The sequence below is a fragment of the Flavobacterium saccharophilum genome, from assembly GCF_900142735.1.
Taxonomy (GTDB): Bacteria; Bacteroidota; Bacteroidia; order Flavobacteriales; family Flavobacteriaceae; genus Flavobacterium; species Flavobacterium saccharophilum.
Genome location: NZ_FRBY01000002.1, coordinates 341126 through 359680, shown reverse-complemented (window position 1 = coordinate 359680; position 18555 = coordinate 341126). Strand labels below are relative to the sequence as shown.

The following is an 18555-nucleotide window of genomic DNA, read 5'->3' as shown; positions in this document are numbered from 1 at the left end:
AAAATGAGCAAGATTACAGTAAAAGACGGAACAGAAATTTATTATAAAGATTGGGGAACAGGGCAACCTATTTTCTTTCATCATGGCTGGCCCTTGTCAGGTGATGATTGGGATGCACAGATGTTATATTTCCTTGATCAGGGATTCAGGGTAATTGCACATGACAGACGCGGACACGGAAGATCTACGCAAACGTACAAAGGCAATGAAATGGATACTTACGCAGCTGATGTAGCAGAACTTACCGCATTTTTAGATTTGAAAGATGCCATACATATCGGACATTCAACAGGAGGTGGAGAAGCGATAAGATATGCTGCAAAATACGGGAGCAGAGTGGCAAAAGTAATATTGATTAGTGCTGTAACGCCTTATATGGTTTTAGATGATAACAATCCGGACGGAGTTCCAATCGCAGTATTTGATGATATTCGTTTGAATACAGCCACTAACAGACAACAGTTTTACCACGATATTACTTTCCCGTTTTACGGATACAATAGAGAAGGAGCCGATATAAAAAAAGGAATTCAGGATAATTGGTGGCGTCAGGGAATGAATGGAGGAATTAAAGCACATTATGACTGTATAAAAGCATTTTCTGAAACGGATTTTACAGAAGATTTGAAAAGTGTAGATAAACCGGTACTTATATTACACGGTGAAGATGATCAGATTGTTCCTTATGTTCCGACTGCTTTAAGAGCCGCTAAATTGGTTAAAAACGGAAAATTGATTACTTATCCAGGTTTATGTCACGGAATGCCAACAACAGATGCAGCAACTGTTAATGCAGATATTTTAGCTTTTATTAAATCGTAAGAATCGGATTTAAGTAAAAAAAATTGTAGAAAACTAAAACCGCAGTATAAAATTCTTCTGAATTTAATACTGCGGTTTTTTTTATATTATTTAATAAATTTATTAAGTACTTCTTTAAAGAGTGGTGTTTCTGCCTTTTCAAGCCATTCAAATGCCAGCATATCGGGTGTAATTATTTCAGCTCCGTTTTTACTCATTCTTTCGAGCGCCCTTTCTTTGTCATTTGGAATTCGGGTACCAACTGCTGAATCAAGGATAAAAACGGCATAACCCAATTCCAGAAGATCCAGAACAGTTTGCTGTACACAAATATGTGCCTCCGTTCCTGCCACAATAATTTGTTTTCTTTCCTTGTTTATTTTATCCAGAAGATTTCCTTCGCGAACAGCAGAAAAATAAACCTTTGTTACAATATCTTCTTCTTTGAATTTGTCTCGTAATACAGCGGGTGTTGTTCCTATTTTTTCAGGACAATGCTCGGTCAGAATTTTTGGAATGCCGATTGTTTGTGCTAAATCTACAGCCCATAGCACACTTTTCATTACTGCTTCATTTTCGAAAATTTTTGGCAATAATTTTTCCTGTACGTCGATAATTAGTAAAGTGGAATTTGATGGTAAAATTTTCATATAATTCAATTTAGGCATTCAATTAATTCAATTTTAAAGAAAGCGCAACTTTTCTTCTTCAATATCCAGATAATACATTTGCCTTCTGATTATGGATTCGTCTAAAGTTTGATCTTCCTTGTTTTTATCGATTAGCCATTGTCTTTGTTCATTTAACAGATCGAGATAAATAACTTTAAGTTCCTCTCCAATCGATTCGTCGTCTATTCCGTTGCTGTGAAGTTCCCATTTTTGAATGAGATGCTGTAATGGTGTATTGCTTTTAACCTCATCGTTATAGTGCGTTTTTAAATACTTTATAGCATGTTCCGCTAATTCTTTTCGCAACGTATCATAAGCTTCTTCACGTGGTACCGGATCGTAAATATCCGTAAGATTAATTTTCCTGATAAAGTAAGGCAGCGTTAATCCCTGAATAACCAAAGTCAGAAGAATAACAATAAAAGTGATAAACAAAATAAGGTTTCGTTGCGGAAAACCATTTCCATTATTCAGATAAACCGGTATTGATAATGCTGCAGCAAGAGAAACAACACCACGCATTCCAGTCCAACCCAATATAAAAGGTGTTTTTATACCCGGATTTCTGGTGTCAGCTACGGTGATAAAATTGCGGGCAATCATGGTTACTACTACAGCGCCATACGAAGAAAGCATTCTGCTTACTATTAATACAGCCGTGATAAGTACTCCATAGCCAATTGCGGAAGGAAGACTTACTTCTTCAAGACCTTTGGTAATTTGCGGTAAATCAAGTCCTATTAGCATAAAAACAAATCCGTTTAAGATAAAACAGAAGCTTTCCCATACATTTACGCCACGCAAACGGGATTTACTGTTAAGAAAGCGATGTCTGTTATTCGATAAAAGTAAACCGCCGCTTACTACAGCCAAAACTCCCGAACAATGAACTTCTTCTGCAGCGAGATAAATAATGTAAGGCGTAAGCAGAGACAGTACAATATCGGCATTGGCATCCGTAGGTAAATATTTATGGGCTTTCATAAAAAGCCATCCAATTAGTAATCCTATAGAAACTCCACCAATAATCATCCAGCTAAAACTTGTCGCAGCCTTAACAAATATAAACTGCTCTGTTGCAACCGCAATCATAGCAAATCTGAAAATGATTAGGGAAGACGCATCATTCAATAAACTTTCACCTTCCAGAATAGATGAAATTGCTTTTGGAACCTTTACGAATTTTAAAATAGCCCCTGCGCTCACTGCATCAGGAGGAGATACAATTCCACCCAATACAAATCCTAATGCCAATGAAAAGCCGGGAATAAAATAATTGGCAACAAGCGCTACTGAAAGTGCGGAGAGAAAAACGACAACAAACGCAAAGCTTGTAATGATTCGTCGCCAGCGCCACATTTCTTTCCACGAAACCGTCCACGCTGCTTCATATAAGAGAGGAGGCAGGAAAATAAAAAAGATAAGTTCAGGTTCGATATTGATAACCGGTACACCAGGAATGAAACTAATGGCAAGTCCTGCCAGTACAAGCAGAATAGGGTAGGCTACTTTTATTTTATTAGCCAGCATAATGAGCAATAAAATCACGATTAATATGCCCAGATAGAAAGGAAAGTCGTCAAGCATTCTTTAGTGTATAAAAAGGAAAATTAATTTAAGATTGATTATTCTGAGCATACTCAGCATTCTTTTGAAATGATAAACAGAATTAATAAAGCTATGAGATCTCGATCAAATGTTATTTGACTATAGTTTTATATGATCAAAAGATATTTCTTTAGCTAATTTAACTAATTTTAGTTGAATATAACATAGTAGTTTTAACAGATTCATTTGGATTAAATCAGTAAAATAATTAAAAATAACAATCAAAAGATATTGGATGTCAGTTGATAAAGAAACAGATAAAATGAATTGTCTCTAAAAGTTGAAATTAGCAAATGAGATTATTGCATTTTTTACGCATTTTGTAAATCATTATTCAAAACCACAGCAAGTTGTTTTTTTTGTTTGGAATTTTTTGGAATTTTCTGCGCATTTTTAATAACGGGTATGTAAATATTAAATGTAACGCCTTTGTTTAATTTACCATCCGCAATTATAATCCCTTTGTGGTTCTCTACAATTTTCTTTACAATGGCTAAACCAATTCCTGTTCCGGAATAATCCTTTGTGTGATGCAGTCTCTGAAAGATAACGAAGATATTTTGATTGTGCTGTGCGTCAAAACCAATTCCGTTATCCTGAAAACTAAAATTCCAATAATCACAAATTTGTGGGCTGTTGGGAAGATTTAGAGCTCTAAATTCTTCATTTTTAAGAATTTCAGATTGTATCGTAATTTGAAGAGGAACTTCAGGGATGGAAAATTTTAGTGAATTGCTGATTAAATTGTAAATAAGCTGCCTAAACTGAAAAACCATGATATTGACAGGACGTAATCCATTTATTTTAAAAACAGCTTTTTTATGGTGAATTGTATCATTAAGTTCCGATTTTACATCGTCAATAATAGCTTGTAAATCGGTCATTTCGTATTGATGATTTACCGTGCTGACCCTTGAAAAATCCAATAAATCTTCAATGAGTTGTCTCATTCTTGTTGCCGCAACATGTATACGGTTCAAATTGTTCTTTCCATCTTCGGTCATGGTTTTCATTTCTTTTTCCATCATAATTGAAATAAAGATCTGAATTTTTCGAAGCGGCTCCTGAAGATCATGGCTGGAGATAAAATTGAATGCAAGCAGTTCTTTGTTTGCATTGAGTAGTTCAACAGCTCTTTTTTCCGTTTCAGCATTTTGAAATTCCAATTCCTGATTCGCTATTAGCAGGGCTGCTGTTTGTGTTTTTAATTTCTGGAGAAGATCTTCTTTCTCTATTAATTCCTCTGCTTCTTTAATTCCTCGGGTAATTTTTTGCAGTAAGGAAGAGAAATTATTTTTAGAAACGTAATCTGTTACACCTTCTTTTATAAGCATTACAGCATTTTCCTCACCAATAGTACCCGAAATAATTATAAAAGGAATATTAAGTTCCCTGTCTTTAATTATTTTATAAGCAGAGCCCGCATCAAACGCAGGCAGCGAATAATCTGAAAGTATAATATCCGGAAAAAAAGTATCAAGCGCTTCTTCAAAAGCTTTTCTGGATTCAACTGTTTTGGAGCTAAATGAAAGTCCGGATTTTGTCAAATGCCTTACTATTAAGTCCGCATCAGTAGTATTGTCTTCTAATAACAATACTTTTATATCTTTTTTAATTTGATAGGGAATCATAGTCTCAGATTAAATAATTATTCTCTTTTAACTTTATAGGGCAGGCTGGCTTAGTATCATCCAGTACATACCCATTTCTTTTATGGCATTAAAAAAATTATTGCTGTCTACTGGTTTTACGATATAACTGTTGGCACCCAGACTGTAGCATTTCGCTATATCAGGATCCTCTTGCGAAGAGGTCAGGATAACCACCGGAATCGATTTAAATTCAGCATCACTTTTAATTTTTTCAAGTACCTGTATTCCAGACATCTTTGGCATCTTTAAATCCAACAGGAAAAGTTTTGGATGCGATTTAGGATTTCTTTCGGAATAAATTCCTTTACAGTACATAAAATCAAGTGCTTCAGCTCCGTCTTTTACATGTAAAAGTTTGTTGGTAAAACCGCTTTTGTTTAAGGCACGTATCGTTAGTGTAGCATCTTCCATGCTGTCTTCTGCAAATAAAATTTCAATATCGTCGTAATTCATTTTGTTATCTTTTAATGTTTAATATCTGGCAGGCTAAAGTAAAATTTTGCACCTGCATCTAATTTTGATTCCGCCCACACTGTTCCATGGTGTCGGTTTACTATTTTTTGCACTATCGCAAGTCCAATGCCTGTTCCTGAAAACTCATCTTGTGAATGCAGGCGCTGAAAAACACCAAATAATTTATCATAATATTCCATTTCAAAACCGGCTCCCCAATCTTTTATGCTATAGATAATTTTATCATTTTTGGAAGTTGATGTTATCTTAATTCTGGTTTCTGATTTATATTTTGAATATTTAATTGCATTTGAAATTAAATTGATCCATACTTGTTTAATTAACGATGGATCCCCATTTGCAGGAGCAAGTTCATCGATTTCAAATAGGGGTGTATTTTCGTCTTTTTCGATCGTTAAATCGCTTATAACACCAGTTACTAGTGTTTTCATATTTATATTGACAGCCGATACCTGTTTACGTCCTAATTTACTAAAGGCCAGTAAATCATCGATCAGAACTCCCATTTTGTTAGAATTTTTTATGATGCCGTTTAGTACATTTTTTCCATCATCGTCAATGGCATCAATATGATCTTCTATTAAAATTTGTGTATAACCATTAATGGCACGTATTGGTGCCCGAAGATCGTGTGAAACAGAATACGAAAACGCCTCCAGTTCTTCCTGGGCTTTCTTTAATTCATCGTTTGCAAGTGTCAGTTCTTTTGTTCGTTTTTCCTGATAAGCAAGTTCTCTATTGGTAACAATCAATTCGGCGGCACGTTTTTCTTTTTCTACCTTTCTTTTTTGTTTCAGAATATTTTCGGCTGCTAATTTCTTATTGGCAATAATCAATTCAGCGGCACGTTTTTCTTTTTCCTTACTCTGAATGGCAAGCTCTTTATTGGCAGCAATTAATTCCTTGGCCCGCTGCTCTTTTTGTTCGTTCTGAAACTTCAGTTCTTTATTGGCAACAACTAGTTCGGCGGCACGTTTTTCTTTTTCTACATTTTGAAAAGCAAGTTCCTTGTTGGCAATAACCAATTCTGACGCTCTTTTTTCCTTCTCTTGCGCCTGAACAGCTAACTGTAAAAATTGTGTTTTGGCAAGTGTAATGTCTGTTGCTATTTTTAAGATCTTATAAGGTTTTCCGTTAGTGTCAAGAATTGGAGTATAACTGCCCAAAAGCCAGATCATCTTTCCATTTTTAGCAACGCGAATGAATTCATCTTTTTGATAAATTCCTTTTTTTAAGCTGCTCCAGAATAATTTATAGGCATTCGATTTGGAGTAGGAGGGGTCAACAAAAACACTATGGTGTTTTCCCAATAAATCAATTTCACTATAGCCCATAATGGCAAGAAAAATTTCATTGACACTTAAAATATTACCCTCGAGATCAAACTCAATTGAGGCATTAGTAGTATTAATGGCATTAACATGATTGATTAATAACTGCTCTTTTGCCTTTAATAGCTCCTTTAAGATTTGAATTTCTGCTAACTGTTTTTCATTATTCTGAAGTACAGATTTTGTAATAACAGGAACAATTTCTAAAGTTTTGTCTGTTTTTTGATTATTCGGAGTTGTCACCTTCTTTTTTGAGATGCCTGGAGCTGTATTGTTTTGATCCTTTTCTTTTTGATGAAAAGTTATCTGATCTGGAGAAAGGAATGCTTCCTTTTTGTCATTTTTTTCTTTGATATTCATATAATACGAAGTTATATTTAGAAAAATAATGGCAATAATTTGCGGGAAAAGCACCTATATTTTAGTAATTATTAGAACGAAAACCTTAAATTTAAATTAAGGAAATTATGATTTTTAACGAATATAGTGAAATTAACTGATTAAACGCTTACTTATTTATAGTATTATTAAAAGTAATTGAATTTAAGGTCGCGATTTTTAAAGGTTTTGGCGCTTGATTATGAAAGTTTTGTATTCTGTTTAATTTAAAAGAGTACCTTTCCCGTCAGTATAAATAACCTTAAAGTTGAAAAATTTATGAACAAGGGAGGACCAATAATCATTATAGAAGATGATCAGGATGATCAGGAAATCCTTGGGTTAGTATTTAAAGAACTTCATTACAAGAATGATATCATTTTTTTTAGTGATGGAGAATCGGCACTTGATTATCTTACAGCGACAGCTATCGAACCTTTTATTATTTTCTCAGACATCAATATGCCCAAATTAAACGGAATAGAGCTGCGTTCAAAAATTCATGAAAATGAAGATTTAAGAATGAAGTCCATTCCATATTTATTTTTTACTACAGGTGCCGAGCAAAAACATGTTGTGGAAGCTTACTCAAAATCGGTACAGGGATTTTTTATAAAGCCGTACGATTTTATAGAAATGAAAGAGATGATAAAAAGTATTGTAGATTATTGGCAGAAATGCGTTTCGCCCAATTATATAAAATAGAATTAGTTCTATTGAGCTATATATCTTTTTTCTTCAAACATCTTCCTCTTGGCTCATCGCCCTCATGAAGTACAATTTCGGAATGAAGGAATTCCGCAGCTTCTGCCGAATCTTTTACTTTGACAGCGCTGCGTTTTAGCATTTCGGCTTCAAATTCAGTTAAAACACTTTCTCTTAGACCATTTTTTTTCCAATGTGCTAAAGATTTAAATCCTTTTGCAATGCCTCGAGCTAGCGAGAGTGCATCCAGTAATGCTTGATTTGCTCCTTGACCTTTGAATGGACTCATTGGGTGAGCGGCATCTCCAATCAAAGTAGCTTTACCACTTTTTTCTAATAATTCTGAAGTAAGTAATTCTCTGTCGTAGACGGGATAGCCGGAAATTTGAGTTTCCAAAGTTGCTGCCAAAATCTGTGGAATAGGATGGTGCCATTGTGTTCTGCGACAAGCTTCTTCTTTAAGAGCATGCGTTCCCTGTGCGCTTAAAGCCCTAGCTTCTTCTTCTGACATGGGGAAACTAAGCTGCCACATTATGGAGTCAGATGTATAAGGCATCATGTAAATTCGCTCTTTGCCATTGGCAGTTTGAAATACGGTAGCTGAGTCGAGTAAAGGACTATCAGGATTTTCGAGAGCGCTTAAGGGACAAATTCCTAATATAACAATACACCCAAGATAGCGTAAAGGAGTAATTTCTTCACCAATCAATAATCTTCGGACAGAACTTCGAATTCCATCAGCGCCGACGATAAGATCAGCTTTAACGTTCTTGATTTCATCATTAACCTGAAAAGTTAGATCAAGACCGTCATCATCAGATTCCTTAAAATTTATTAATTGATGCCCCCATTGTACCTTAGCGTCTCCGCCCAGTTGTTCTAATAAAGCTAAACGTAAAGATTGACGGGCTATATGGATATTGGTACGTTTTAAAGAATTTTTTGCATCTGATTGCAACCACTTTCGGATTCCCCATTCGCCAATCACTTTCCCATCAGTAGTATGAACCAAATGTCTTGTTGAAGTCACACCTGCTTCTAAAGAAAAAACTCCAAATCCTTCAATGGCTTTACTAGCTTGTTGTAGAGTAAGTCCGTAACCTTGAGATCGTGCATCAAAATTGTTATCGCGCTCATAAAGAGTAAAAGGAATACCGCGGTGTAAACAAGCAACTGCAAGAGCAACTCCGCCAATACCACCACCAATAATGGCGACATGTGGATAGTTTTCAGTATCAGCAATAGGAGAGCTGTCAGAAGAAAGTAATCCGGATCCGGAACAGTTAAGGCATTGGTATAAGTGAGCCTTAGGGCGAATTGGAGCTGGTCCTTCACCTTTCGATTTTTCAAATTGGTCGAGTTCTGTCTGGTATCGGAGGCGTATTTTTTTACTTAGCCTTTGGCTTTTTTTGCCTCGTCCCTGACATTCGGGACAAATAGTCCAGCTCGTTTGTTTATCCTCCACTTTTTTACTTCCTTGAATTATGCTGGTTGTCTTGAGTACCTCTCTAAGAAAATAAGCTTATATCTGTTTGAAACCGCAAATTTAAAACAAAAGAGCACCAGTACAAGATTAGTTTATCATTTTTTGGATGAAATTCGATTTTAAAAAAGTAATCATATAGAAAACATAGTGAAATGTATTCTTTTGAAAATGTGGCTCTTACGAAGTGCTATGTGGGAATTATATAACTTTTTAAGTTTTAGATGTAAATTTAAGATGTAAGATAAATCATAATTTCACAAAACCAAAACGTAAAGAAGCAAAGGAAATTACCTATGCTATCTAAATTATTTGGAATATAAGTTTTTTTATATTCCAAACTTCATCTGATAATATCTTAATTTTTTTCTCTAAAATTTTGTTTTAGAGGCTATTTAATACCCTAAAATTAAATATTATGAAATGTAAAATGATGTTGTTATTGGTATTCTTGTTGTTTTTTTTCTCTCTTAATATTTATTCATTCCAGGGCGAAGGCCCCCCGCCACCTACGATTCCGCCTCCGGTAGGATTACCTGCGTCTATTAATGATAAAATCTTGTTTTTAATTGGTTCAGGCATTTTGTTGGGTCTTTTTATAATAGGAAAAAAGAAAGCGTAATAACTCGTTATTGATTTGATTTATAATTGTGTATGTTGTTTTTGTTGGACCTCTAAATTGGAATTATGAAAAAAATACTATTCTTATTATTACTTAGCACTACAAAATGTTTAGCCCAGATTTATTTTGGATCTACTGCCAGTATGTACGTTAAAAACGAAATTCTTTTTGTGCAGCAAAACATTAATTTAGAAGCAAACTCGAATTTATACCTTCGGAATAATGGACAATTAATTCAGGGTACATCTCTTTCATCTACGAATATCGGGCAGGGTAAATTGTCGGTATATCAGGAAGGAACAAGCGATAATTTTGAATATAATTATTGGTGTTCGCCCGTTGGAAATGCAACTGCTGTCATTGTCGGAAATGAAAGTTTCGGAATTACAATGCTAAATCAGCCAACTACAGCAACGTTATCAAATCCTGCAGCAATTGTGAGTAATTACAATGGAACAGCGAATCCACTTGCAATTTCATCAGTATGGATTTATAAGTTGATAAATGCCAATAATTATTCGCAATGGGTGTTTGTCGGCAATGCAAGTACATTAGCTGCCGGAGAAGGTTTTTCTATGAAAGGAACCAGCGGCACAGATAGTACTAATCCCGAAGGAACTGGGATTGTAAACAATCCCGGAAGTGCCCAAAGATATGATTTTAGGGGAAAGCCTAATGATGGAACTATTACAATAAATTTAGGTGCTAATAATTCAACCTTAACGGGTAATCCATATCCATCTGCGCTACATTTAAATGCTTTTCTTTTAGATTCGGATAATGTTGCAGCTGGCGGAATCGCCTATTTTTGGGAACAGGACAAAACAGTGAATTCTCATTATCTGGCCGCTTACAGAGGTGGTTACGGAAGTTATTCACCAATGTCTCTGGGTGTTGATGGTGTATATGTACCGGCAACCTTCAATTCATACAATCAGGATGGAACTTTGAATACAACAGGTTTGTCTTCCTCATTATCTATTCCTCGCAGATATGCACCAATAGGTCAGGGATTTGTTGTTTTTGCCAATGCTAATGGTACAGCGACCTTCAAAAACGCACATCGTGTATTTACCAAAGAAGGCGTAGGTATTTCTCAGTTTGAAAAACAGACAAAAGATACAGCTAACAAAACTGACAATAATGATGAAGTAAGCGCTTTCCAGTATTTTAAATTAAATACAATCATTGATAATAAGTTTACACGACAGCTGGCACTGGCTTTTTTGCCTGAGGCTACAGATGGAGTAGATATTGGTATCGATGCCCTAAACATGGATACGAGTCCACCTAATGATGTGGCTTTTCAGATTGAAAATGGTAATTACGTTATTCAGGGAGTAAATTTTGACCAGACCAAAAAAATACCATTAACAGTAAAAGCAACAACCAACGCTACATTTAAATTTTACATTCCCGAAGTAACCAACTTCGACACTTCTCAGTCCATTTATCTTTATGATGCTCTTGATCAATCCTATCATGATATCAAAAATGAAGGTTATCAGATCACCGTTGCTCCCGGAATATATTCCGACAGATTTAAAATCACCTTTACAAGTGAGACATTGGGAGTAGTTGAAGTAAGTGGAAAGCAATTTATAATTTTTCAGGACAATAGTAAAAACAGTTTAAAAGTTTCAAATCCAAATAATATCGCAATAAAGTCTTTTAGACTTTACGATATACTTGGTAAAGTAGTTTTATCGAAAGAGGAGTTAGGAGCAGATTCCAGTTTTTCTTTTTCAACCACTGGTTTACCTAATGGAATTTATATAGTCGAGTTCTTAACAACAGACAGTGAAAAATTAACGCAAAAAGTTGTTATTTCAAACTCAATCCGATAATTAAAAGTGTCAAATAAGAATTTAAAAGAAACCTTAAAAAATACAGAAATTATGATAAATAGATTTACTCCACAAATTAACAGAAGCCTACAATTACTGTTTTTTTTCTTTTTAACATTTCTGGGTCATGCCCAAATAGGTATTGGTACTGTTACACCAAATGTTAGTTCTGTTTTAGATATAACGTCCACTACAAAAGGATTGTTAGCCCCTAGAATGACTACAGCAGAGCGAATTGCAATTGTTACTCCCGCAGAAAGTTTACTAGTATATGACACTACTGTAAAAGCCTTTTATTACTACAATTTGACTACCACTTCATGGGTGAAAATTGCTAATGAAGGTTCCGCTTTAAGAAACAATTATAAACTGGTTAAATCGGTAACAGACCTGGCACCAGAATTATTAGCAGGAGGAAATACAAGATATTTATTAACGACCAATACCCTTTATGAAATAAATGGCACAATTGCACTGGATTTTCCTATTGATTTAAACAACGCTTATGTTTCCGGACTTGACACAAATGAAGACATTCTACAAGCTCCGGGAGTTGTTTTTCAGGGAGCTACAGGAGGTAGTATTAGAAATGTTACTTTAAAAGGAACCAGCGCTTTTAACATCACCGGTCCCGGAATAGCTTCTAATACCTCTCTTTTGGTTCAGAATACTGTTGTAACTGGTATGACTGCAGGTGTCGGAACCATTTCGGGTTTGGGACTGTACTTTGGTAATATTGTTCAGTTTATAGGTAATACCGGTGGTGGAATTACGTATTCTAATATTGGAAATTTATTGTTAAGTAACCAAGCCTGGTTCAGTTCAAATGTTGGAACTTTTGAAACATTTACCGGTAACTTTAGTTTAATACAAAAAAATAGTGGTTTTAGTACAGTCGATGGTGCTGATGTAGCGATGAATGTTAGTGGTTTAACTGGTACTTCAGTTGGAACAGGTATTTTAATAGGTACCGTTTTTTCTGGTACTACTACAGCTCCTTCCGGTATTATCAATCGCTATCCGGCAGGATCAACTTACCCGGGATATAATTTTAGCAATGCCTGGACGGTCGATTCACCGGGTATTCCGCGAGAAGGGGATAGTGATGCTACTGGTGATATTAATTTAATTGCTGCAGTTGGGAGTTCTGTAACAACTACATTAGGTACTAATGGAACCAAAGTAAAAGTTGCTGGTTTTACAACTTCTAATAATTTATTTCGTTTTACAAAAGATGGAGAAAATAGAATCACGTACAGAGGAACTAAAACAAGATATTTTCAAGTATCTGCTTCAGTATCCTACCAAACTAACGCTGATGCAACGATAATTCTTTATATAGCAAAGCAGGGTACCGTAATTAGTGAAACTAAGGTATATGGCAGACCTAGTGGAGGTCTTTTTTCCACTTCCGGTATTATCGCTTTACCGATAGTTGGTACAGTACAATTAAAAACTGGAGAATATATAGAAATATTTGCAGAGCGCTATGACGGAAGCGGAAATATGCAAACAGTTTCTCTTAACTTAACCGCAAGATAAACACTTATTATGTCTATAAATTAAAGTGGTATTTTATAACTTTTAGAAATGATTATATAAGTGTATAAGTCGGCATTTGAAGTACTTTTATTTAAACTTTAAAACTTACTATTATGAACACAAATAATAAAAATCCGAAACCCAATAATCAAAAAATTGGCGCTGATAAAAGTGATACTAAAAAACATCAATATAAAGAATATGATGAGGTTTTAACAAATGATGAAAATTATGATGTTGATACTCATAAATTTAAAGGTGAAGCACCTGAATTAGATGATAAGATGGATAATGAAGAAAAAAAATAAAAACCACAACATCAAAAAAAGTCTCAAATAAAATTTGGGACTTTTTTTTTGACCTATGTGCTTAAACACTAATTGATATCTAATTTAAATTGCCTTGTATTATCACTCTTTTTAAAGGTTTCAATTTATAATAATTGAAAAAAAAATAAGAAGTAAAAAACAACTATGAATTGATTTTAATAGATTTGTATAATCTATGAATCCTCAAAAATCACTTGGGGAAATTATAAAATACAAAATAAAATGAAATCTGTTACTTCAATATTTTTATTATTAATGTTCTTTTGTTCTAATGCTTATTCACAGTTGAGCGCGGATAAAATATTTGAAAGCTTTAAGCAGGGAGAGCGTACAAATTGTTCCTCGATTGCTTTTATTAAAGCTGCTTTAAATGTTTATGGACTTGACAATCTTTTTGTGACTGAAAAAGTAAACGACACTACCTATAAAATTACACTAAAAAATAGTGCATCATTCAACCTGAAAAATGATGAATTAAATAAAGCTAAATTTTCTGCTGATTTTGTATTTATAAAAGAAAATTGTGAGAGCGAAAAGATAACAGATTACGCCGTATTGACCTACGCTGTAATGGCAAAGTACAAACAAATTATTGATAAAAAGTCAACTTTTGATAAAGCGCTGGAGGATTTAGAAGAAGGTGAAGTGTATACTCCAACAATCTACAAATATCTGGGATTTAAAGAAGGTAAAGAAATACAAAAGTTAAAAAGAGAGTCAGGAAGTGAATACTGTGGAGTTGTTGCCTGGTCAACTGCACATGCCGTTTTTGTTTGTGAAGACTTTATGGATTATTATGGCAACAAAAAAAGTATATATATAAAGTATCCGGGACGTTTTAGAATAATTAAGTCGTAAAATGTATTAATATCCTGATAAACAGTGTGTAAGAGCGGTTTTTTGTAGCCGGCCTTTTTCTGTATTGATTATGGTATTCTAACTTTTAGGCTGATTGTTAAATTTAAATTAAAAAAAAGAAATCAATACAGTTGCAGTTTAAGTTAATTTATATATTTTTGTCGTATTAACAACCAATTACATTCACAAAATGAAAAGCACAATTTTCCTACTTAGTTTCCTTTTCTTCTTATCAACTGAAGCTGTTTCAGCACAGGCAAAAAATGCTCCAAGAAGTATCATCAGTACAACAGCTATTATCCGTAAATACCATGATCAAAAAGAATTAAGTGGTATGCAAAAAGGAGAACTTTTGGAATTGTACATTGAGCGTATTAAAGTTTTAGTAAAAACGCTACCTTATATTGCTTTGGTTACTAAACCAGGTGTTACTATGGCAGACTTAGGTATACCAGACGATTCTGAGCATAAAAAAGTATTAGACGGACAAGCAATTGGAACAACTACATTCTTAGATACTACAGTAGAATTTCAGAGAAAGATGATGCCTTATTCAGATAAAGGAAATTTAATCGCTGCAATTTTATTTTACGAAAGCACATTAAAATCATTACACGAATTCAACGATTTGAACGAGATGTAATATTTTTACACAATATACAAAGCCTCCAAAATCATTTGATTTTTTGGAGGCTTTTTTTTGCCCTCTTTTAAAACCTTTGTCATTCCATAAGGATTTAGTTTTTTCTTCGATCGAGATAATTTCTTCCACTTTTACGTATCATAAAATTCTTAATCTTTTGCTAAACCAAAAGGCAAGTTTATATTTTAATCAGAAAATTATCTTAACTATCTAAAATTTAATAACAAAGACTGCCAAAATTATTATAAAATAAAGTGAAAGTTAATGTTTAGAGAGAATAAACAAGGAACAAAAGCGTTCATTCTGTATAGAAAATTATATTATGAGCTTATTTGATTTTATGACAGTGGAGATAGCTATGGATTTAGGCACCGCTAATACATTAATAATTTATGAAGGAAAAGTCGTTGTGGATAGTCCTTCGATCGTGGCAAAAGATATTAGAAGCGGAAAAATTATTGCTGTAGGCAAAGAGGCTAACTTAATGCAGGGTAAAACACACGAAAATATTAAAACCATCCGACCGCTTAAAGACGGTGTAATTGCAGATTTTGATGCATCGGAGAAAATGATTAACTGGTTTATTAAAAATATACCAGAATTAAAGAAGAATTTTTTCACTCCCGCACTTCGAATGGTGGTATGTATTCCAAGCGGTATTACCGAGGTAGAAATGAGAGCCGTAAAAGAGTCCTGTGAAAGAGTAAACGGAAAAGAGGTGTTTTTAATTCATGAACCTATGGCTGCTGCAATTGGAATTGGTTTGGATGTAATGCAGCCACAAGGGCATATCATTGTTGATATTGGGGGAGGAACTACAGAAATTGCAGTTATTGCTTTAGGAGGAATAATTTGCGACAAATCCATAAAAATTGCCGGTGACGTTTTTACCAACGACATCCTGTATTTTATGAGAACGCATCATAATTTGTATATTGGAGATGCTACAGCCGAACAGATAAAAATAGACGTGGGCGCTGCAATTGAAGAACTGGATTCTCCACCGGATGATTTATTGGTTCGTGGAAGGGATTTACTAACCGGAAAACCGAAGGAAGTCAAAATTACTTCCAGAGAGATTGCAAAAGCGTTGGATAAATCAATCCTTAGAATTGAAGATGCTATTATGGTGACACTTTCTTTAACACCACCTGAATTGGCTGCAGATATTTATAATACAGGTCTCTATCTCGCTGGTGGAGGAGCAATGCTGCGTGGTCTTGATCAAAGAATTTCAAGAAAAACAGACCTTCCGGTTTATATTGCAGAAGATCCCTTAAGAGCAGTGGTAAGAGGTACTGGAATTGTTTTAAAAGACATACCAAAATATAAAAGAGTACTGATATCTTAGTTCTTTAAACATTATAAAAATAAAACCTCCATAGTCATTAATTTTGGAGGTTTTTTCGTTTATTTTCCTTTCAATAAATTGATACTTACTGTAGCAATATCAGCTTCCGGAAATCGTTTAAAAATTGCTTTATCGGGAAATAATCCTGCTTCGGCAGCAACACTATTAAAGACGTCAATCTCAACAATATATTGATCTGAAAAACCATGTGTGGCATCATAGGCCGTTGCAGGTGTTTTTCCTAAGTTACTGGCAGCCAATTTTGGATTTATAGTATGCAATTCAATCAGAAGTAAACCAAATTTTCGTACATAAGGCGACCACTTTTGCAGATGTTCCAGGAGATTATCTTCCACCAGATTATTACTGATTCTTTTTCCTCTGTAAGCAAACGCACCAGTTGAGGTACTGATTCTATTTTTGTTGATGTACTCCGGATCTGTCCAAATGCGATTGTGATCCAGGAATGTCCTTACGTTCAGTAAATCTTTCAGGTCAATATTGTAATTTTCTCTTAAGTCATCTGAAAGTAAGTCAGGGCGGCCAATATCTCCCCAAATTACTTTTGCCCAAATATCTGCTTTTATAAGATTTGCTCTGGTTACTTTCAGAGCAGCCTGATTATAATCGGCACCCACCAGAAACAATGGATATTCGTCCAGCATTTTACCTCTTAGAGTTTGCCTGTCGATTACTTCAAAAATATGCTGAAGAAAGGCACCATTACCACAACCCATATCGAGAATTCCTTTAGGCTGTTCTTCAATTGGTAAATTAAAAAGTTTAATAATAATTTCATCTACTACTTTAAAGTAAGTATCGTGAGCACCGCCGCTTCCCCAAACATTCATTTCACGATCCACATGAATTTCATTTTCGCCATCGGCTATCATTCTTAAAACAGCCGGGTCTCCAAAAATTAATTCTTCAATTTTGGCAAATGTTGGTAAATAAGAAACGGTCACGCCATAAGCACTGGATCTCTTTGCAAAAAACAAACCCACTTCGGTAAATTGATAATTGCCATTTTTTTCCATAAACCATCCAAGATGTACAAGAAAGTCTAGTATTTTTTTAAAATTTTCTGGCGATTTATGAAACTCTTCAGGCTTGAAAGAAGTCTCCATGAAATATTTGTGAAACATTCCGTTCATTGCCAAACGAACTATTGTAGGCGCTATCAAATACCCTTCAATATGTTTTAAAACCTGATCCTGAATTGTATTAGTAAGAACATCTTCGGAGGGTTTAATTCCATATCCCTTTTTATATTTTTCAAAAATAACATTAAGTTTTTCAAACGGGACATCATCAAAAATACGAATGTGAAACTGGATCGAAAAGTGAAGTAAATCAACAACATCCTGGTAAAGATAAAACAATGAAAAAGCTATTTCTGTCTTTTCATTTACAGAGATCTTAATTTCCTGTGTTTCGTTATTGACTTCATAATCCAGAAAGCCCTGAGAGGCTAAAATCCTCAAACCAACATTCAGGTACCCTTCGTTGGCTTTAAAAGCACTTACAAGTTCCGTCAGCTGTACTTCCTTTTTGTTTAAGATAAACTCTAAAACTCCGTTTTTTTTAAGTGCAATCGCAACAGGAGCAACAGCTAAGCCATCAAGATGTCTGAAAATGGAACCTCTGAGTAATGATTTATCGTTCATAGTATAAAAATGAAGGTTTCTTACTATAAAGATAGTTTAAAATGAAATCTGATGGTAAACATTTCGAATATATAAACCATTTCGTATTCGATTTTTAACGAAGTATATTCTTTTTAAAACGCTTAGATAATTCTGATTTACGAGTTTTAAAAATGAATAAAATTTTTAATTCACCCTGATAAATTTAAGAAAATTCGTACTTAGTTTGACAAATCTTAAAACCTATTAACTGTCTTGTTTGAAGTGACTTAAAATTTTACTAAAATTTTAGTTAACATTTTTTTTGCAAAAAATACTTTTAAAACTTGGGTGTTTAAAATTTTAATATACCTTTGTTCTATCAAATTGGTAGGATTTAAAAGTCTTATATATAAAGGGATGTGAGGCTACAAATAAATTTTATTTTAAAAAATGCAAACCATTTTGACGATTTATTCTTAAGAGCTTGTTGCTTTTGAAATTCTTCAAATGTCTAATTCATAAAATTTTTGGCAAGAGGAAAGCTTGAGATGATGGATTCAAACTTTTATAAAACCAATTTAAATAATAGTAATCTAAAAATATATAAAAATGAAAAAGCGAATGTGCTGTAA

General features: G+C 34.2%; 15 protein-coding genes. 8 read left to right on the top strand and 7 right to left on the bottom strand.

Annotation, left to right across the window (positions count from 1 at the left end; translation table 11 throughout):
* The first annotated feature begins 3 nt into the window (after window positions 1-3).
* Window positions 4-822 (top strand): alpha/beta fold hydrolase, encoded by an 819-nt coding sequence (locus tag BUA98_RS07060; protein WP_072970914.1) that lies wholly within the window; start codon window positions 4-6, stop codon window positions 820-822.
* An 86-nt stretch (window positions 823-908) separates the two neighbouring features.
* Here BUA98_RS07060 and BUA98_RS07055 read toward each other — a convergent pair whose 3' ends face one another.
* From BUA98_RS07055 to BUA98_RS22155, 5 genes are all read right to left on the bottom strand, one after another.
* Entirely contained in the window at window positions 909-1451 is a 543-nt protein-coding gene (locus tag BUA98_RS07055) for an isochorismatase family protein (protein WP_072971808.1), read from the bottom strand.
* A gap of 33 nt (window positions 1452-1484) precedes the next feature.
* A complete protein-coding gene (locus BUA98_RS07050) occupies window positions 1485-3059 on the bottom strand; it encodes a Na+/H+ antiporter (protein ID WP_072970913.1) in 1575 nt (524 codons plus the stop codon).
* A gap of 332 nt (window positions 3060-3391) precedes the next feature.
* Window positions 3392-4711 carry a hybrid sensor histidine kinase/response regulator gene (locus tag BUA98_RS07045; protein WP_072970912.1) on the bottom strand — a complete coding sequence of 440 codons (1320 nt, stop codon included), beginning with the start codon at window positions 4709-4711 and terminating at the stop codon, window positions 3392-3394.
* A gap of 33 nt (window positions 4712-4744) precedes the next feature.
* Complete coding sequence (locus BUA98_RS07040) at window positions 4745-5185, bottom strand: response regulator (RefSeq protein ID WP_072970911.1); 441 nt, start codon at window positions 5183-5185, stop codon at window positions 4745-4747.
* A gap of 11 nt (window positions 5186-5196) precedes the next feature.
* Window positions 5197-6897 (bottom strand): sensor histidine kinase, encoded by a 1701-nt coding sequence (locus BUA98_RS22155; RefSeq protein ID WP_086065196.1) that lies wholly within the window; start codon window positions 6895-6897, stop codon window positions 5197-5199.
* A 297-nt stretch (window positions 6898-7194) separates the two neighbouring features.
* Between BUA98_RS22155 and BUA98_RS07025 the strand changes: the two genes are divergently transcribed.
* Window positions 7195-7620 (top strand): response regulator, encoded by a 426-nt coding sequence (locus BUA98_RS07025; RefSeq protein ID WP_072970910.1) that lies wholly within the window; start codon window positions 7195-7197, stop codon window positions 7618-7620.
* A gap of 16 nt (window positions 7621-7636) precedes the next feature.
* Here the strand turns inward: BUA98_RS07025 and BUA98_RS07020 are convergent, their stop codons facing one another.
* Window positions 7637-9085: an FAD-dependent oxidoreductase gene (locus BUA98_RS07020; protein WP_072970909.1), complete on the bottom strand. Its 1449-nt coding sequence runs from the start codon at window positions 9083-9085 to the stop codon at window positions 7637-7639.
* Window positions 9086-9790: 705 nt separating this feature from the next.
* Here BUA98_RS07020 and BUA98_RS07015 point away from each other — a divergent pair.
* The 6 genes from BUA98_RS07015 to BUA98_RS06990 all read left to right on the top strand — a co-directional run bounded on the left by BUA98_RS07015 (window position 9791) and on the right by BUA98_RS06990 (window position 16295).
* A complete protein-coding gene (locus BUA98_RS07015) occupies window positions 9791-11572 on the top strand; it encodes a T9SS type A sorting domain-containing protein (protein ID WP_072970908.1) in 1782 nt (593 codons plus the stop codon).
* Window positions 11573-11623: 51 nt separating this feature from the next.
* A complete protein-coding gene (locus BUA98_RS07010; RefSeq protein ID WP_072971805.1) occupies window positions 11624-13114 on the top strand; it encodes a hypothetical protein in 1491 nt (496 codons plus the stop codon).
* Window positions 13115-13227: 113 nt separating this feature from the next.
* The gene (locus tag BUA98_RS07005) at window positions 13228-13422 is read left to right on the top strand and encodes a hypothetical protein (protein WP_072970907.1); all 195 of its coding nucleotides are present in this window, start codon (window positions 13228-13230) and stop codon (window positions 13420-13422) included.
* A gap of 243 nt (window positions 13423-13665) precedes the next feature.
* Window positions 13666-14301, top strand: a complete 636-nt coding sequence (locus BUA98_RS07000; protein WP_072970906.1) for a hypothetical protein — start codon at window positions 13666-13668, stop codon at window positions 14299-14301.
* Between the two features lie 190 nt (window positions 14302-14491).
* Window positions 14492-14944, top strand: coding sequence for a hypothetical protein (locus BUA98_RS06995; protein ID WP_072970905.1), 453 nt, complete (start codon window positions 14492-14494; stop codon window positions 14942-14944).
* Window positions 14945-15266: 322 nt separating this feature from the next.
* Window positions 15267-16295 carry a rod shape-determining protein gene (locus BUA98_RS06990; protein ID WP_072970904.1) on the top strand — a complete coding sequence of 343 codons (1029 nt, stop codon included), beginning with the start codon at window positions 15267-15269 and terminating at the stop codon, window positions 16293-16295.
* Between the two features lie 59 nt (window positions 16296-16354).
* On the opposite strand, the gene BUA98_RS06985 is transcribed toward BUA98_RS06990, so the two are convergent.
* Window positions 16355-17962, bottom strand: a complete 1608-nt coding sequence (locus BUA98_RS06985; RefSeq protein ID WP_072970903.1) for a class I SAM-dependent methyltransferase — start codon at window positions 17960-17962, stop codon at window positions 16355-16357.
* Between the last annotated feature and the right edge of the window lie 593 nt (window positions 17963-18555).

Excerpts from the sequence above, each read along its gene's own strand:
- BUA98_RS07060 (WP_072970914.1), top strand. The coding sequence starts at position 4 with ATGAGCAAGATTACAGTAAAAGACGGAACAGAAATTTATTATAAAGAT.
- BUA98_RS07055 (WP_072971808.1), bottom strand. The coding sequence starts at position 1,451 with ATGAAAATTTTACCATCAAATTCCACTTTACTAATTATCGACGTACAG.
- BUA98_RS07050 (WP_072970913.1), bottom strand. The coding sequence starts at position 3,059 with ATGCTTGACGACTTTCCTTTCTATCTGGGCATATTAATCGTGATTTTA.
- BUA98_RS07045 (WP_072970912.1), bottom strand. The coding sequence starts at position 4,711 with ATGATTCCCTATCAAATTAAAAAAGATATAAAAGTATTGTTATTAGAA.
- BUA98_RS07040 (WP_072970911.1), bottom strand. The coding sequence starts at position 5,185 with ATGAATTACGACGATATTGAAATTTTATTTGCAGAAGACAGCATGGAA.
- BUA98_RS22155 (WP_086065196.1), bottom strand. The coding sequence starts at position 6,897 with ATGAATATCAAAGAAAAAAATGACAAAAAGGAAGCATTCCTTTCTCCA.
- BUA98_RS07025 (WP_072970910.1), top strand. The coding sequence starts at position 7,195 with ATGAACAAGGGAGGACCAATAATCATTATAGAAGATGATCAGGATGAT.
- BUA98_RS07015 (WP_072970908.1), top strand. The coding sequence starts at position 9,791 with ATGAAAAAAATACTATTCTTATTATTACTTAGCACTACAAAATGTTTA.
- BUA98_RS07010 (WP_072971805.1), top strand. The coding sequence starts at position 11,624 with ATGATAAATAGATTTACTCCACAAATTAACAGAAGCCTACAATTACTG.
- BUA98_RS07005 (WP_072970907.1), top strand. The coding sequence starts at position 13,228 with ATGAACACAAATAATAAAAATCCGAAACCCAATAATCAAAAAATTGGC.
- BUA98_RS07000 (WP_072970906.1), top strand. The coding sequence starts at position 13,666 with ATGAAATCTGTTACTTCAATATTTTTATTATTAATGTTCTTTTGTTCT.
- BUA98_RS06995 (WP_072970905.1), top strand. The coding sequence starts at position 14,492 with ATGAAAAGCACAATTTTCCTACTTAGTTTCCTTTTCTTCTTATCAACT.
- BUA98_RS06990 (WP_072970904.1), top strand. The coding sequence starts at position 15,267 with ATGAGCTTATTTGATTTTATGACAGTGGAGATAGCTATGGATTTAGGC.
- BUA98_RS06985 (WP_072970903.1), bottom strand. The coding sequence starts at position 17,962 with ATGAACGATAAATCATTACTCAGAGGTTCCATTTTCAGACATCTTGAT.